Genomic DNA, 16,571 nt, shown 5'->3' on the forward strand with positions numbered 1-16,571 from the left:
ATCCCCACCCTGACTGAGCCATTGGACGCCCGGCAGGTATGGCACGAACGCCTCAGCTGCCATGTGGGGTAATGGGCCGGATTTCCTGACTTGCTGCGGACCGCCAACCAATCATTATATAAAATCTATGGACTTTATTTAATCATTTAGTACTGTGGTTAGCGCCATACAACATAGAATGAATGTATTTATGAGTTCCCTGCAGCCAATTCCGCTGGGCATCGTGCTCTATCCTTCGGGCCACCATGTCGCGGCGTGGGCAGATCCACGCACCCCGGCCGATGCCGCGGTCGATCCAGGCCATTACATCCGCAGCGCCCGGCAGGCGGAAGCCGCCAAGCTCGACTTCGTCTTCGTCTCCGATCGCCTTGGCATCCCCGATGCTGCTCCGGATGCTCTGGCAAGGGTCGATGAGTGGTCACACGGCTTCGAAGCTCTGACACTCACAGCCGCGCTTGCAGCCGCAACAAGCCGGATCGGCCTGATCGCGACGGCTTCGACGAGCTTTACAGAACCCTATTTTCTTGCCCGCCAGATCGCCTCGCTGGATTTGATCTCAGCTGGGCGCGCCGGCTGGAATCTCGTCACTTCGTCCTTGCCGGCCGAGGCTCTCAACTTCTCATCGAGCCTGTCGTTCGATCATGCCGCCCGCTATGAACGTGCCGAAGAGTTCCTCGACGTCCTGCTCGGCCTGTGGGACAGCTGGGAAGAAGGTGCATTCCTGCGCGATCGTGACAGCGGCTTGGTGTTCGATCCCGCACGCCTCCATAGGCTCGATCACGATGGCAACTATTTTCGGTCCCGTGGCCCCCTCAATGTACCGCCATCGGCCCAACGGCGGCCCGTGATCGTTCAGGCCGGTTCGTCCGATCCCGGCATTCGGCTGGCTGCACGGGCTGGCGAAATCGTCTTTACGGCCCAGCCCGACCTTGCCAAGGCCAAGCTTTTTCGAGCGGAAATCAAGGCGCAGGCCCGTGCCTTCGGCCGCAACGCTGATGACGTCCTGGTGCTGCCGGGGATCTTCCCGGTGATCGGCAGCACCGACGCCGAGGCCCGGGACGTCTTCGAAGAGCTCCAATCCCGTATCTCTCCCCAGGTCGGCCTGTCGCTGCTGGAAACCTATCTGGGCGACGTCGATCTTTCCGGCGCCGATCTCGATAGCCCCTTGCCGCCTCTGGCCGAGTCCAATTCGATCAAAAGCCGCCAGGGCCTGCTGGTCGCGCTGGCCACCCGCGAAAACCTCACGATCCGGCAGTTGATCAAGCGTGTCGCCGGCGCCCGAGGTCATTGGCAGATCGTGGGGACCGCCCAATCCATTGCCGACCAGATGGAAGAGTGGGTGCGCGAGGGAGCTGCAGACGGGTTTGCCGTCTTGCCGCCGACCTTCCCGCAGGGCCTCTCGGCTTTCGTCAACGAGGTCGTGCCGGAACTGCGGCGCCGCGGACGCGTGCGTGAAGACTATGCCGGCGCCACCCTGCGCGAGCATCTGGGTCTGGCACGCCCCCTCTCCCGCCATAGCCCCGAAACGCTCAGGCATTCGGCCTAGGCAATCCCATCCTACCAACGGAAGATCGACCATGCATAGTTTCAACGTTGCCAGCCTCGCACTATCGGCAATCCTTGTCGCCGGAGCCGGGGCACAGGCCGCCACCATCACCATCGCCGACCCTGGCTATGCGACCGCACAGGCAACGGCTTTTGTCGTGAAGGCCGTGCTGGAGGACAGGCTGGGCACGGACGTCAAGATCGTCAATGCCGCCTCCGTTCCGGTGATCTGGGAGGCCCTCGCCCGCAACACCGGCGACATCGACGTCTGGACGGACGTATGGCTGCCGAACCAGGCCGCCCCCGTCGAGCAATATGTCACCAAGGCCGGCGCGGCCAAGCTCTCGCCTCTCTTCTATGCCGGCACGCAGGGCTATTGCGTGACAAAGAGCGCTGCTGAGCAGGGTGTCAAATCGGTCTATGATCTTGCCGATCCGGACAAGGCCAAGCTCTTCGATGCCAAGGGCGATGGCAAGGGCCAGATCTGGCTTGGGGCCTCCGGCTGGCTGTCGACCCAGATAGAAAAGGTCCGGGCTCGGGACTACGGCTTTGCCGACTTCTTCGACCTGGAGACGACCGACGAAGCCGTAGCGACTGCTTCCCTCGACAAGGCCTCCAAGGATGGAAAGGGCTGGATCGGTTATTGCTACGGCCCGCACCAGAATTTTGCGCGCTACGAGCTGGTCCATCTGCAGGAGCCTGCCCATGACGACAAGACCTTCACCTTTGTGAACCCGAAGGATGATCCCGCCTGGTTCGAGAAGTCCGCGGTCAAGTCGGCCTATAAAGATGCCGAGATCCATATTGCCTACAGCAAATCGGTCGCCGACCGCGCCCCCGAGGTCGCCAAGCTGCTCGAACGCGTTCAATTTGACACCCAGACGGTGAGCCAGCTCGCCTTCGAGATCGCCGTCAAGAAGAAGACGCCCGACGAGGCCGCCCGCGCATGGGTGAAGGCCCACCCCGATCTCGTGGCCAAGTGGCAGGCGCCTTGAAGCGCAGATGATCGAACTCAGGAACCTCTGGAAGATCTTCGCCGCGCGGCCAGAGCAAGTCCTCGCGGCCGCCCGCGAGGGCAGCGCGACGAAGGATGAACTTCGCCAGCGCTTCGATGCGGTGATCGGGGTGGCCGATGCGACTTTCCGCATCGAGCGTGGCGAGATCTTCTGCGTCATGGGCCTGTCGGGAAGCGGCAAGTCGACGCTGGTGCGCCTGATCAACCGGCTCATCGAGCCGACCGATGGCGATGTCCTGATCGATGGCGTCAATGTGGGCAGGCTGTCGGCCACGGACCTGCGGCAACTGCGCGCCCGTACCATCGGGATGGTGTTCCAGGCCAATGCGCTGCTGCCCCATCGCTCGGTACGGGACAATGTCGCGATGCCGCTGGAGATCCAGCATGTGGCGCGCTATGCGCGGGAGGATCGGGCCGAGGAAGCGCTTGCAAAGGTCGGCCTCGCCGGCTGGGGCGACCGCTCGGTACAGGACCTGTCCGGCGGCATGCAGCAACGCGTCGGCCTTGCCCGGGCCATCGCTGCCGATCCCGGCATTCTGCTCATGGACGAGCCGTTCAGTGCCCTTGATCCCCTCATCCGGCGCCAGTTGCAGGACGAGTTCCTCAGACTGTCGCGCGATATCGGCAAGACCACCGTGTTCATCACGCATGACCTTCAGGAGGCCATACGGATCGGCGATCGCATCGCGATCATGCGGGACGGCGGCGTCATCCAGATCGGCACGCCTTTCGAAATCCTGCATGAGCCGGCCGATGACTATGTCAGGGATTTCGTCGCCCATATTGCCGAGCCGCTCGCTCCGACGCCGGTAGCGAACGGCATCCGCGAAGTTGCCGATGTGAGCGCCGCGCCATGAACAATCGGATCACCAACGACTTGCCTTCGACCGCCGATACCCAGCGCAGGCAGGCGATAAAAGCTTTCACCGAGCGCAATGCGGCCTATTACGAGCGCGCCTTCGCCCGTCTCGGCAGCAGCGGCCGGCTCCGGCTGACTTGGAACTGGGCGGCTGCGATATTCGGCCCGATCTGGCTCGGCGCCCGCAGATTGTGGGGGAGCTTCTGGCCCTTCCTCCTGGCCGAACTGCTGGGCTGGATCCTGTTCGCCCAGGGGCTGGCGGGAGGGGCTGGCAGCGAAGCGGCCGCACGCGCAAAGCGCCTTGGTGAACTCGCCGCCAATCGGCTCGAGGAAGCACGCCACGCCGTGACCAACGGTGATCCTCTGGCTCAGTCGCTGCAGCAATCGGCAGCCTCCCTGGCCAAGGCAGCCGAGCAGGCGCAATCCAGCCTCGCTCAGGCCAGCGGCAAAGGCCCGATCCTGCTGGCACTCGGCATCGGCCTGATCATTGCCATTCGCAGCGTACTTGGCCTTCTCGGCTCGAGCCTGCTGGAGCGGCGTTTTCGCCGGTGGCGACGCATACCGGCTGCGCCGGCCGGCCTCAGCCTGCCAGGCGCGGCCGCGGCCGTCGTGCTGATCCTGCTCATCGTTCCCGTGACTCTCTATGCCTTCACCGCGGCCCGGATTCCATCAGGCCTCGTCAGCGTGCCGACTATCCCGTCCTGGCACGAGGGGACCGCCGCATGGCTCGACGCTTCGATCGCCGGGCTCAGCGCGGCCATCGCGCCGCTGGCGCTCGGCATCACGCGTTCGATCAATGCCACCCTCGATCTCCTGGAAACCTGCCTCGTGCGCACCCCTTGGCCAGTGGTGATGGTGGTGATCCTTGCACTGGCCTATCAATTGGCGGGGATACGCGTATTCGTGCTCACCTTGGTGGCCCTCGCCTATCTCGGCCTGCTCGGCTACTGGGCGAAGGCCATGGAGACGGTGGCGCTGCTCGGCACCGCCGCCTTCGTATCCGTGCTGGTCGGCCTCCCCCTCGGCGTGTGGTGTGGCTACAACGCCCGAGTAGCAAGGATCGTCCGCCCAATTCTCGATTTCATGCAGACAATGCCGGCATTCGTCTATCTAATCCCCGTCATTGCCCTTTTCGGCATCGGCAAGCCGTCCGGCATCATCGCCACCGTGATCTTTGGCACACCCCCCGTCGTTCGCCTTACAACGCTGGGCATCCAGGGCGTTCCGAAAACCGTGCGCGAAGCGGCGCTGGCATTCGGGGCAACGCGTGCCTTCCTGACCTGGAAGGTCGATCTGCCGCTGGCCCTTCCCTCCATCATGATCGGCATCAACCAGACCATCCTCATGTGCCTCTCCATGGTCGTCATCGCCTCGCTGATCGGGGCCAAGGGCCTTGGCGAGGACGTGCTGACATCGCTGCAATATGCAGCACAGGGAGAGGGCATCCTGGCCGGCGTGGCGATCCTGGCCTGCGCGATCGTGCTTGACCGTATCGTGCAAGGGAGGGCCAGCGACGGGCCGCGCTAGCTCCCGAAGGCCGCCGGTTTGCCGACCAGACTCCTTGGAGCGATCCGGCGGCTTCCCACCCTTCGCCCGGCAGGAAATTTTCGCAGAGGTGACAATGCATCAATCTGTTCGAACCCTGTTCATCGCAGCAGCCGCACTGGCGGACATCGCCGTATCTGCGGCCCATTCCGCAGATTTCGATCTCAGCCCGGAACAGCCGGGCCGGATTCGAGTCGAAAAGGTCGATCAAGCCATCGCCGCCATTCCCAAGGGCTTCAGATTCGTCACGCCCGGTACGTTCACGGTGGCCATCAGCCCGGGCAGTCCGCCGCTCGCCGCTTATGCGACGGATGCAAGAACCGTCGTGGGCGCCGATCCCGACTATGCGCTGGCGATTGCCGACAGTTTGGGCCTGACGCTCGATCTTGTTCCCGTCGCCTGGGCCGACTGGCCGCTCGGCCTGGCCTCCGGCAAATATGACGCGGTGATCTCCAATGTCGGCGTGACGGAGCAGCGCAAGGAGAAATTCGATTTTTCGACCTATCGCCAGGGCTTGCACGGCTTTTCGGTCAACAAGGACAGCGCCATCGGCGCCATCAGGGAGCCGAGGGACGTCGCCGGCCTGAGGATCATCGTCGGCGCCGGGACCAATCAGGAGCGCATTCTGCTCAAGTGGAACGAGCTGAATGTTGCGGCGGGCTTGAAGCCTGTAGAACTGCAATATTACGACGATGATGCGGCCAGCCTGCTGGCTTTGCGATCCGGGCGTGCCGACGTCATCGTCCAACCGCATGCGCAGCTTGTCTTCATCGCGGCTCGCGACAACGACATCAAAAGCGTTGGGACCCTTAGTGCCGGCTGGCCCGACCGTTCCGATGTGGCGATCACCACCCGCAAAGACAGTGGCTTGGCCAATGCCTTGACGATTGCCACCAATGCACTGATCGCCAACGGTTCCTATGCCCGGATTCTTCAGCGCTGGCAGCTTTCCCGCGAGGCCTTGAGCAAGTCGGAGACCAATCCTCCGGGGCTCCCCAAATTATGACTGCAGACAGTGTCTAGACTACCCCTCCTGGGGGTTTGGTGTTCTTCGCCTTCCTAGCCGCGCCTTGCGAGCTAGCTCCCGAAAGAAATAACCAACAGATCGATTGCGGCGATTCTGGTGGAATGATGAAAGGAAATGGAATGCCCACGGGTACCGTCAAATGGTACAGCGCTGAAAAGGGATATGGCTTCATTCGGCCAGATGACGGCGCAGGCGATATTTTTCTCCATATCAGGGAGGTCGAGGCGGCCGGCATCGATATCCTCCGGGAGGGACAGAAAATAAGCTATGAGCCGGTATCGGACCGTAAAACCGGAAGGATAAAAGCCGGCCGGCTGCAGCTTCAAGACTGAAGGCAATAGGTCGTCATGAACTCGCTGCCTCGTATTCGACAAGCAAACCCGCCAATTCGCTGGCCTGGCGGGCGATATCGACGACGGCCGTGCTTTCCCACCATAGACCGCGCAGCGGGGGGCCGATTGCAAGGAGCTTTCGAAAAGCTTCTCCGTGACGATCGATAACGCGGAATTGCGTCGTCACATCGATTCCCAGCCCCAGCGGACCGGGGCGCACCCATCCGCGCTGCAGAAGATTTCGGGGAAGAGGCTGATCGACGCGGCGCCAGTCATATTCGACACCGCTCGAAACGATGACGGCGTCGTAGGTGCCATTCTCCACGCCAGTGCTTCCTCGCAACCGCATTGTCAACCGCGGCTTTCGCTGGCTGGTGTCGACCGCCTGGACGTCAGCTGCGATGTGACGCAATCGTCCCTCCGCGACGAGCCGGTCGAGGAGGAGAGCGGCCTGCGGCGGCGAACGATGATGATGGCTCTCCCAAAAAGGCCGGACAAGGCGGACGAAGCGGCGGCGCTGCAGGTCGCTGGCCGCATGCCAGAACCGGGCGATATGAGCACGCACCATATCGAGAGGGGCCTGCCAGTCTATTCCCAGCCTCAAGGCTGCCCGGCACTCCCGTCGTACTTTCCGTGTCAGGGCTCCCAAGGAAATCCCACCTACCTCCTCAGCCAGGAAATCGGGCCACTCGGGGGGAAGACGGCGGGGGTGAGGTTTCAGCCCACGTCGGGAGATCACGTCGATGGAGCCTCGATGCCCCGCATGCTGGAGCGAGACGACAGCATCCACCATCGTCAAACCTGCACCGACGATGGCAATGCGAGCATCGGCCCCGCCGGTCGCTTCGAGTGCAGGACGCCACGGATCGAGCATGCCCCGCCGCTGGTTGGCTGATTCACGAACGCTAAGCCTGGAATAGTTCCCCGTGGCCAGGACCACGACCGAGGCTGACAAGGGAGCCCCCTCGTGAAAGTGCACTTCGAGGCTACCTTCCGCATCTCTCACATCGACAACGCGCAAAGATAGCCATTGAAAGCGTCTGCCATGGCGCGCATTGGTGGTCACCGCGTCGGCAAGCAGTTCCTGTATATAGAGCCCATAGATCGATCGAGGCGCAAACATATCGGATACAGGAATATCCGGCGCCTCGGGCCACCCTCCTCTTCGAACGAAGCGGGCAAGCCAGTTTGTGAAATGCTCGGCATCGTCGGGATCGGCACTCATCCGGCCTGCATTGGCGTTCACCAGATGGATGCGCCCTGCGGTCGAATAGGCAAGGCCCCGCCCCGGTGGGCCTGCGTCGTCGATCACGACGACCTGTCGCTTGCCTGGAATTCCGAGCAAGCGGGCAGCAAGTAGAGCCCCGCTGACGCCGCCACCGACGATGACGATCGGCCCTTCCGAGAATGGCTGCCCAGATGCGTCAGGCATTGGGCGAAGGACCGAAGAAGGGAATCTTGTAATGCGCCTTGTACTCGGCCTTCACAATTTCCCACTCACCGTTGTTCTTCGCTTCGAGATAAGGCTTGGGATAGGCCCATCCCTCCGGCTTGGGCAACCCGGCCCACTCCACGTCAATGTCGAGCGGCGTGATTTCGCCTTGTGGATCCCAATCGGTGGGATGAGCGATCTTTGACATCTTTCGATAGTCGAAAGGCAGGACATCGCCATTGTCGACATAGCGTTTAATGTAGACGTCGACATTCTCTCGTGTGGTCGTCACCGAATGCCAGTTGAGCATGCGCTCCGACGCACGAGGTTTCCAGCCATTCAGCACGTCATAGAGATAGGCAGTGAAGAAGCCTGCCTGGAAGGCAGGGCAATTGGCGCTCGTGGCAAGCTGTACACCGCTCTTGATGGCGCGAGCCCCTTCGGCTGTACCGTCGGCGCCAACCACCAGCACATCTTCGCCGGCACGCAGCCCGGCATTGCGCAACGCCGCGATCACGCCCTGGGCCACATCGTCGTTCTGGGCCACTACCCCGACGATGTCGCTATGACGCGCGAGCAAGGCCTGGGTCGCCTTGAGCGAGTCCTCGCGGTTGAACAGGCCGGGCAGTTGATCGACGAGCTGCGTCTTGGGGAAGGCTTTGAAGGCTTCGTCACGCCCGCGGCTGCGAACCGAGTCCGTCGAGAAACCAGGCACGCCGGTAACTCCGAGTATTTTGCCGCCTCCGAGCCTCTCGGTCACCGTCTTCAGCAGCACCTCGGTGACGGCACGGTGGGCCGAAAACTCCTCCGGCACTGCATAAAGCGCATAATATTCGCTGGCGTCGAACGGCGTGAACCATGGCAGCGTTGCCCAGACATTGGAAAAATAGGCCTTGTTCTGCTCGGCAAGCTGGGCAATGCGCTTGACGGCGCTGCCATCGGGCGCATGGAGGATGACGGCGTTTGCGCCCATGTTGAACTGCTCTTCAGCCTGGTTCAGCTGACGCTGGCTATCGACCTGCCCATCGAGATAGCTATAGCCCAGGCCGAAAGCCTGGGCAGCAGCCTGGGTGGCCCTACTCGCCTGCACCATGAACTCAACGCGGCTGGTCCAGGCGAGATAGGCCAGCTTGCCCGACGGAGCGGCGACCGCGACGGATGGACTGCCGAGCAGGCCCGCAGCCGCGCCAGCCGCAACGCCAGCAGAGGCCAGCGCGAGGAAATCACGACGCGATACGCCATGGGTGTCCAGGCGATCGAGATGTCGGCCGACAAGGCGCTTGTCAGTCAGATCGCCAAAGGCAAAAGCATTCTTCTTGAAGGGCACGAAGGCCTCCTGTTGCGATGGGGCAGATGTTGGCGGTGCAAGGGCCGGTCCTATTCGGCGGCCTGGAGCCGGCTCGGCGGCAAGAGGGTTGCCGGCGCAAGGCCGAGATGATCGCGCAGCGTCGTGCCCTCGTAACGCGTGCGCACAAGGCCGCGCCTTTGCAGCTCGGGCACGACGAAATCCGAAAACTCCTCGAAGGAACCGGGCAAGTAGGCGGCCGAAACAATGAAACCGTCCGCCTCCTCGTTATGGATGCTCGCTTCGAGTTGGTCGGCGATCTGGCTGGGTGTGCCTGCGATCTGCGGGAGCAGCACACCCTGGGCATAGAGCTTGCCAAGGTCACGAAGGGTGAGATTGTCTTTGGCGGTGACGCGCTGGGCAACGTCAAACAAGCCGTGATTGCCACCCACCGCGACGTTGCGGATCGGCTCGTCCTGCGAATAGCGCGAGAAGTCGTGATCGAAATGGGCCGACAGCGTGATCAAGCCTGCTACCGGATCGGCGAGCTCGTTGTGGAAGGCCTGCTTTTCCCGCGCGATCGTCTCCGTTTCACCCACGAAGGGGATGAAGGAGGGAAAGATCTTCACATCATCTGGCTGACGGCCATAACGGGCCAGGCGGGCCTTGACATCGGCATAATAGGCCTTGCGTCCTTCCGGCGTCGGGTCAATCTCGAAGATGATCTCGGCCCAGCGCGCCGCAAATTCCTTGCCGCGGCTGGAGGAACCAGCCTGCATGATTGCCGGACGTTTCTGGGGCGAGGACGGCACGGTGAGCGGGCCGGCGGTATCGAACCAGTGCCCGCGGTGTGCGGTGCGATGAACCTTGGAAGGATCTGCAAACAGCCCCTGCTTGTCGAGAATGAGAGCATCGGGCTCCCAGCTTGCCCACAGGCCGAAAGTCGCCTCCAGGAATTCGTCGGCGCGCTCGTAGCGGCTCTCATGTTCGAGATGCTGGCGGAAGCCGAAATTCTGGGCTTCGGCATCGGCATTGGACGTTACCACGTTCCAGGCGATGCGTCCGCCGGTCAGGTGATCCAGTGTACCGAAGGCCCGCGCAATGTCATAGGGTGCGTAGTAGGTGGTCGAGCGTGTGACACCCAGCCCGAGATGACGAGTGGCCGACGCCATGGACAGCGCCACATAGGACGGGTCGAGCGCCGCCGCGGTCTGAGCGCCCGCCGCAAGCGCCTGCCTGAAATCGTCGCCATAGCGCCCTGGCACAGCCAGCACGTCGGCAAAGAAGACGAAGTCGAAGAAGCCTCTTTCGGCGGCACGAGCGATCGCTGCGTAGAAGTCCGGCTGCAGGAAGTTCAGGGCGCCCCTAGGATGACGCCACATGGCGTGGCTGTGCGTTACCGGGGAAGCCATCAGGAAGCCGGCCAGATGCATCTTTTTCGACATGGATCCTCTACTCGATCATGGGGAAATCGCGCACCTGCTTCCACATGCGCGGCTGGCCAGCCTCGTCAGGCCGGGAAGAACTTCTCATCGGGCACCACGCCCAGCGAAATGAAGATCCGGTTGGTGTGGTTGAACCAGGAACTCGTTTCGACCGCCTCGAGAATCTCGGCATCGGAAAGGCCCGCTTCCCGCAACCGGCCGAAATCCTCCTGCCCGACCGATTTGGGTGTCAGGGTGATCTTGCGGGCGAGATCGGCCAGCGCCCTCTCCCGTTTGGAGAGCGACACGAGATGGTCGTCCAGGGCGATACGCTGGGCACGTGCATGATCGTCCAGCACATCGCCGAGCGCGCGGGTATGATGGATGGTGCATAGGCCGCAACCATTGGCAGCCGAGACGATCACGGCAATAAGTTCGCGCTCTTGCAGCGGCAAGTGGCCGCGCGGCGAAAACAAGCTTTCGAAATAGCCGGCAAAGCGGCCCACCGTCTCGCCATTGACCGAGAGAGCGCGCACCCAGTTTTCCTGATGGTGCGCATCGACGACCTTTCGGACGTTCTCAGGCAAATCCCCGGTCTCGGGGATGGGCAAGCGGGAAATCGGATGCTCGAAAGTCTGTTGCAACAAGGCGGTCATGATCTTTCTCCTCTGAAGCAGGCTATTCGGCGGCCTGGCTGTGCCGCTGGCGGAATCTCGTCGCCGGGTGACTTCCGGTTAGGAGTGCGGGACGCCCCGGGAAAAGGCGCTCGCGCAAGGTGCCGGATGCGTATTCGCGCTGGGCAAGCCCGCGCTGGCGCAGTTCGGGCATCACATGCTCGATGAATTCGACGAAGGAACCGGGCGTGGTCTGATAGGCGACATTGACGCCATCTATGCCGGCGTCCCGCCAGGCCTCGAGGTGATCGGCGATCTGCTCGGGCGTGCCAACGATGCGACCATTGTAGGACATGGCCGTCACCAGATCGATCAGCCGCGCCTTCCTGCCCGGATTGGCTTCTTCGAAGAACTGGGTGAAACCCTGCAATCCTTCGATCTGATAGTCCGCCACAGGCTTGTTCGGATCGAGCAGACCGAAATCAATGCCAAGATCGCGCCCGACATGTGCGGCAAGGCCATCGGTACTTACATATTCGTCGATCGCACGGGACTTGCGCCAGGCCTCTTCTTCCGTACTCCCCACCACGAAGGACAGGCCCTGGAAAAACAGAAGATCCTCGGGACGCCGACCTGCCCGGACGAGTTCGGTCCGGATATCCCCGATCGCGGTCCTTGCGGCCTCAGGCGTCAGGCAGACGAGGAAGGTTGCTTCGGCGTTTCGCGCCGCAAAAGCCCGGCCTGCGTGGGAGGAACCGGCCTGGATCAGCACGGGTGTGCGCTGCGGGGAGGGCGTGGTCAGATGAGGCCCGGCGACGCGATAGCGCGATCCCGCATGATCGATAGGGCGAATGCGGTGCGGATCGGCGTAGACCCGCCCGTCCCGATCGAGCAGCACGGCATTATCGTCCCACGACCCCTCCCACAGCTTGTAGGCAATTTCGACATACTCATCCGCCCAGCGATACCGTTCGTCATGCGGCACAGGCTCGGTGAAACCGAAATTGGCCGCGGCGTTGCGGCTGGTGGAGGTGACGATGTTCCAGCCGATACGCCCACCGCTGAGATGGTCGAGGGTCGACACACGGCGTGCAAAATCGAAAGGATGCGCCTGCAGGATCGAACTGGTGAACATCAATCCGAGTTGGTTGGTCGCGCCGATCAGTGCGGCCGCCAGCACCGACGGATCGTTGGCCGGAAAGTGGATCCCCTCTTTGAGATAGATGTCCCAGCTTCCATTGTGACCCTTGTCGACGCCGATGACATCGGCAAGGAACAGGGCATCAAAGCGGCCCCGTTCGAGCGTGTGTGCCAAGTCCACCCAGGTGGAAAGCTGGTTGAGCTCGGTCTGACGCGTTGCTGAATGCCGCCACAGCCCGTGATAGACATGGGAAACAGCGTTCATCGAAAAGGCGTTGAAGATGAGCCGCTTGCGCATCTTTCCCCCTAGGCCGCAGGCTGGTTGCGTTCGGACGTGCCGGTGAAAGCGCCCCGATAGCGGCTGGCCGGATGGCGATTGGGCAGGCGTGCCGTGCCTTCGGCAAACAAACGCTCGCGGAAACTGCCCTCGGCATATTCGGTCTGCGCCAGCCCGCGTTTCTGCAGGACGGGCGTGACGTTTTCGATGAAGTCGACGAAGGACCCCGGCGTGGTGTGATAGATTAGGTTGATGCCGTCGATCCCGACTTCCTGCCACTCGGACAGCTGGTCGGCGATGGTCTCGGGCGTGCCGATCACCTGGCTGCTCAGCGCGTAGGCGCGGCCGAGATCGGCCACCGTCGCCCGTTTGCCGGGATTACCCTCCTCGAAGGCCCGGATGATGCCTTGCACGCCCTCGATTTCGAGTTCGTCAACCGGCCGGTCGGGATCGAGCAGGCCGAGATCGATACCAAGATCGCGGCTGATATGGGCCAGCAGACCGTCCACGCTGATATCTTGCGCCAGGTCCTGGGCCTTGCGCTGCGCCTCCTCCTCGCTGCCCCCGACCACGAAGGACATGCCCTGGATAAACAGAAGATCGCCGGCATCGCGACCCGACGCCTGCACCAGCGCCCGGGTTTCCTCGATCTGGCGGCGCGCGCCGTGCGGATTGACGGCGGCAATGAAAGTGCCTTCGGCGTGGCGCGCGGCAAAGGCACGGCCAGCCCGCGAGGAGCCCGCCTGAAACAGCACGGGAGTGCGCTGGCGAGAGGGCTGGCTCAGATGGGGCCCAAGAACCTTGTAGCGCTTGCCGTAGTGGTGGATGCGATGGATCTTGGCCGGGTCGGCATAGAGATTGCCGGCCCTGTCGTTCACGACCGCGTCCTCGTCCCAGGACCCCTCCCAGAGCTTGTAGACGACATCGACATATTCTTCCGCCCAGCGATAGCGTTCGTCATGGGGAACGATGCGGTCGAAGCCGAAATTCTGCGCCGCATTGTGGCTGACGCTGGTGACGATGTTCCAGCCGACCCGCCCCTTGCTGAGATGATCGAGGGTCGAGAGCTTGCGCGCGAAATTGAAGGGATGCTCCTGGAGGATGGAGCTGGTGAGCGTCAGGCCAAGATGTTCGGTCGACTGGATCAGGGCGCCGGCAAGCACCCCGGAATCGTTGATCGGGATCTGCACTGCTTCCCTGACATAGGTGTCCCACGATCCCTTGTAGACCGCGTCCACGCCCAGAATGTCGGCGACGAAGAGCGCATCGAACTTGCCCTTCTCCAGGAGTTTCGCCAGCTCAACCCAGGTCTCCAGCTCGTTGAAACGGGTCTGTGCTGTCAACGGATGGCGCCAGAGCCCGTGATAGACGTGGGAGACGGCATTCATGGAAAAGCCGTTGAAGATCAATCGCTTTTTCATGATTCACCTATTTGACCACGCCTGTACGGGAACGATCGCGGCTGACCAGAACGGCCGCGATCACTACGAGGCCCTTCACCACCATCTGCGAATATTGAGAGACCCCCATCAGGTTCAGGCCATTGTCGAGAATGGCGATGATAAGGACGCCGATGAGCGTGCGGTGCGCCCCTCCCACGCCGCCCGACAGCGATGTGCCGCCAACGACGATCGCGGCGAGGCTGTTGAGCAGGAGGTCGGATCCGAGCGAGGGACCCGCCGCTCCCAGCCTGGCGACGGACAGAACGGCACCGATCGCGGCGAGCACGCCCGAAAGCACGAAAGCATAGATCTTGTAGCGCTCGACCGGGATGCCGGCGGTGCGGGCTACGGTCTCGCCTCCCCCGATCAGGTACATGTAGCGGCCGAAGCGCGTACGCGCACCGATGAACACGGCCACCAGCCAGGCCGCGAGTGCGCAGAGCGCAATATTAGGCAGCCGGGGAATGAGCTGTCCGATGGCGATCTGCTCGAAGCCGGCAAGGTCAAACTGAATCGCGCGTCCGTCGAGAATGGTCAAGGCGATGCCACTGAAGACGGAGAGCGTACCGAGGGTGGCAATGAAGGAAGGAATCCGTCCCACCGTGTAGATGACGCCGTTCACAAGGCCCAGGAGCCCGCCGATCAGGGCGACCGCCGGCAGCACGGCAAAGCCCAGCGGCGTCGTGTTCAGGAGAGTCACCCCGACTGCACCCGCAAGCAGCACGACCGCTCCCACCGAAAGATCGATACTACCCATGAGCACCACGAAAGTGCCGCCCAGGCAGGCAATGAGCAGGGTGCCGGCCTGGCCGCTCACGGCCGTAAAATTTCGCAGCGTTGCGAAAGAATCGGTCGCCACCGAAAAGAAGGCGAACAGAAAGACGACGACGCCGACGGGAAACCACAGGCTGGTGTCGACCGACTTGAGGTCGAAGGACCAGCGCGGGCGACGGCGCGGTGAAGAGTGGAGCGGAACTGTCGTCATGGTACGATCTCGAGGTTCGCGAGCGGCTTGGGAGGGTCGGCCTTGTCGCTGCTCTGGGGCAGCATCCAGGCCACCACCTCCCGCTCACTGGGTTTGGCGTCGACGGGGGCATCGATTTCGGTGACGATCCGCCCGCGTTGCATGATGAGCAGGCGGTTGGAGAGCCCGATCAGTTCGAGAAGCTCATCGGTGATCAGCAGAATGCCGACACCGGCAGCCGTCAGGTCGCGGATCAGGCGATAGATCTCTTCCTTGGCGCCCGCATCGACGCCGCGCGTAGGATTGTCGAGTACGAGAATGTTGGGATTGCGGGCGAGCCAGCGGGCCAGGACGACCTTCTGTTGGTTTCCGCCGGAGAGCCTGGCGCTGCTCAAATTCGGCGTGGCCGACTTGATCGACAATTGCTGGGCATAATTCTGCGCGACCTCGATCTCCTTATGTCGGCGCCAGATGCCGAACCGGTTGGAGAAAAGGTCTGCGCCGCTAGCGAGCGAGATGTTCCAGGCCACGCTGAAGGGTGCAATCATTCCCTCGGCCAGCCGTTCGGCAGGAACATAGCCCAATCCCTTGCGCACGAAGTGGCTGATGCGCGGCGGGACCGCCTTGCCTCCCCGAAGAGAAACAGTGCCCGAGGCTGCCGGGATCACCCCAGCGATTGCCTTGCCCACCGCACTCTTGCCTGAATCGAGCAGGCCTCCGATGCCCACCACTTCACCGGGCCGGACCGTCAGGGAAACTTCCTCGAACTGTCCTGGGTCGGTCAGGCGGTCGGCCTGGATCACGTAATCCGACCCCTCGATCCGGCGTTGGCGGCGCTCATGATAATAGTCCGCCGCCCGTTCGCGCCCGACCATGAGGGCATGGAGCTGCTGTTCGTCGGTCCGGCGCGGATCGAGGCGAGCAACGAGTTCCCCATCCTTCAGGACATAGATGATGTCGGAAATTTCCAGCACTTCGGTCAGGCGGTGAGAGACGAAAAGCAGGGAACCCCGTTGCTTGATGCGGGCCACCAGCCGAAAGAACGCCTCCTCGTCTCGCCGGTCGAGAGCCGAAGTCGGTTCGTCCAACAGGATGAAGGGGGTGGTGATCCCGGCCAGATGCGTCGTGGCGAGGCAGGCACGGGCGATCTCGATCGACTGGCGCTTGGAAAAGTCGTAGTCGCTGGTCCGGCGGCGCACATCGACGTCAATGCCGGCTTCCTCGACGATGCGCTCTGCAGCGGCGATCATCGCCCGCTTGTCGATCAACTGTCCCGCTCGCGTGAAGCGGCGCTCATATCCCAGGAGGAGATTTTCGTAGACCGGGATGTTGGCCACGAGGGATTGTTCCTGGAAGACGCGCGACACCCCTTTTGCAACGGCCTCGCCATAGCTGCGTACCCCGAAGGAACGCCCGGCGAGGCGCATCGCCCCCTGGTCCGGCTTCACCAGGCCGCTGAGGATGTTGAACAGGGTCGATTTGCCGGCCCCATTTTCACCCACGAAGGTCACCACTCTGTTGGAAGGGACCTCGAAGCTGACATCGTTCAGAACGACGGCCCGTCCATAGGATTTGGCCAGGCCTTTCGCCTCGAAGAGGAGAGGCTGTGCATCGGGCAGGACGGCCGGAGCCGCCGGATGCCGGCGCACCTCACTGAATGTGGTCATCGG

General features: G+C 62.6%; 14 protein-coding genes. 6 read left to right on the forward strand and 8 right to left on the reverse strand.

The window, feature by feature from the left end; genetic code table 11:
* Nucleotides 1–190 precede the first annotated feature (190 nt).
* From ACZYTC_RS32410 to ACZYTC_RS32435, 6 genes are all read left to right on the forward strand, one after another.
* On the forward strand, nt 191–1,546 hold the full coding sequence (locus tag ACZYTC_RS32410; protein WP_434960238.1) for an LLM class flavin-dependent oxidoreductase: 1,356 nt from the start codon (nt 191–193) through the stop codon (nt 1,544–1,546).
* Between the two features lie 31 nt (nt 1,547–1,577).
* A complete protein-coding gene (locus ACZYTC_RS32415; RefSeq protein ID WP_434960237.1) occupies nt 1,578–2,540 on the forward strand; it encodes an ABC transporter substrate-binding protein in 963 nt (320 codons plus the stop codon).
* A gap of 7 nt (nt 2,541–2,547) precedes the next feature.
* Nucleotides 2,548–3,417: a quaternary amine ABC transporter ATP-binding protein gene (locus tag ACZYTC_RS32420; RefSeq protein ID WP_434960236.1), complete on the forward strand. Its 870-nt coding sequence runs from the start codon at nt 2,548–2,550 to the stop codon at nt 3,415–3,417.
* Nucleotides 3,414–4,946 (forward strand): ABC transporter permease, encoded by a 1,533-nt coding sequence (locus ACZYTC_RS32425; RefSeq protein WP_434960235.1) that lies wholly within the window; start codon nt 3,414–3,416, stop codon nt 4,944–4,946. The genes ACZYTC_RS32420 and ACZYTC_RS32425 overlap by 4 nt, the downstream gene beginning before the upstream one ends.
* Nucleotides 4,947–5,040: 94 nt before the next feature.
* The gene (locus ACZYTC_RS32430; protein WP_488991526.1) at nt 5,041–5,970 is read left to right on the forward strand and encodes an ABC transporter substrate-binding protein; all 930 of its coding nucleotides are present in this window, start codon (nt 5,041–5,043) and stop codon (nt 5,968–5,970) included.
* 140 nt (nt 5,971–6,110) lie between these two features.
* Nucleotides 6,111–6,323 (forward strand): cold-shock protein, encoded by a 213-nt coding sequence (locus ACZYTC_RS32435; RefSeq protein WP_434960234.1) that lies wholly within the window; start codon nt 6,111–6,113, stop codon nt 6,321–6,323.
* 13 nt (nt 6,324–6,336) lie between these two features.
* On the opposite strand, the gene ACZYTC_RS32440 is transcribed toward ACZYTC_RS32435, so the two are convergent.
* The 8 genes from ACZYTC_RS32440 to ACZYTC_RS32475 form a co-directional block, all read right to left on the reverse strand.
* Nucleotides 6,337–7,755, reverse strand: a complete 1,419-nt coding sequence (locus ACZYTC_RS32440; RefSeq protein ID WP_488991527.1) for an FAD/NAD(P)-binding protein — start codon at nt 7,753–7,755, stop codon at nt 6,337–6,339.
* A complete protein-coding gene (locus tag ACZYTC_RS32445; protein ID WP_488991528.1) occupies nt 7,748–9,082 on the reverse strand; it encodes a sugar ABC transporter substrate-binding protein in 1,335 nt (444 codons plus the stop codon). Before ACZYTC_RS32445 ends, ACZYTC_RS32440 begins: the two co-directional genes overlap by 8 nt.
* A 50-nt stretch (nt 9,083–9,132) precedes the next feature.
* Nucleotides 9,133–10,485, reverse strand: coding sequence for an LLM class flavin-dependent oxidoreductase (locus ACZYTC_RS32450; RefSeq protein WP_488991529.1), 1,353 nt, complete (start codon nt 10,483–10,485; stop codon nt 9,133–9,135).
* 65 nt (nt 10,486–10,550) lie between these two features.
* On the reverse strand, nt 10,551–11,120 hold the full coding sequence (locus ACZYTC_RS32455) for a peroxidase-related enzyme (protein ID WP_434960228.1): 570 nt from the start codon (nt 11,118–11,120) through the stop codon (nt 10,551–10,553).
* 22 nt (nt 11,121–11,142) lie between these two features.
* The gene (locus ACZYTC_RS32460) at nt 11,143–12,516 is read right to left on the reverse strand and encodes an NtaA/DmoA family FMN-dependent monooxygenase (protein WP_488991530.1); all 1,374 of its coding nucleotides are present in this window, start codon (nt 12,514–12,516) and stop codon (nt 11,143–11,145) included.
* Nucleotides 12,517–12,524: 8 nt separating this feature from the next.
* Entirely contained in the window at nt 12,525–13,916 is a 1,392-nt protein-coding gene (locus ACZYTC_RS32465; protein WP_488991531.1) for an LLM class flavin-dependent oxidoreductase, read from the reverse strand.
* A 7-nt stretch (nt 13,917–13,923) separates the two neighbouring features.
* The gene (locus ACZYTC_RS32470; RefSeq protein ID WP_488991532.1) at nt 13,924–14,922 is read right to left on the reverse strand and encodes an ABC transporter permease; all 999 of its coding nucleotides are present in this window, start codon (nt 14,920–14,922) and stop codon (nt 13,924–13,926) included.
* Nucleotides 14,919–16,568, reverse strand: a complete 1,650-nt coding sequence (locus tag ACZYTC_RS32475) for a sugar ABC transporter ATP-binding protein (protein WP_488991533.1) — start codon at nt 16,566–16,568, stop codon at nt 14,919–14,921. Before ACZYTC_RS32475 ends, ACZYTC_RS32470 begins: the two co-directional genes overlap by 4 nt.
* Between the last annotated feature and the right edge of the window lie 3 nt (nt 16,569–16,571).

Source organism: Labrys sp. F242 (assembly GCF_057813875.1).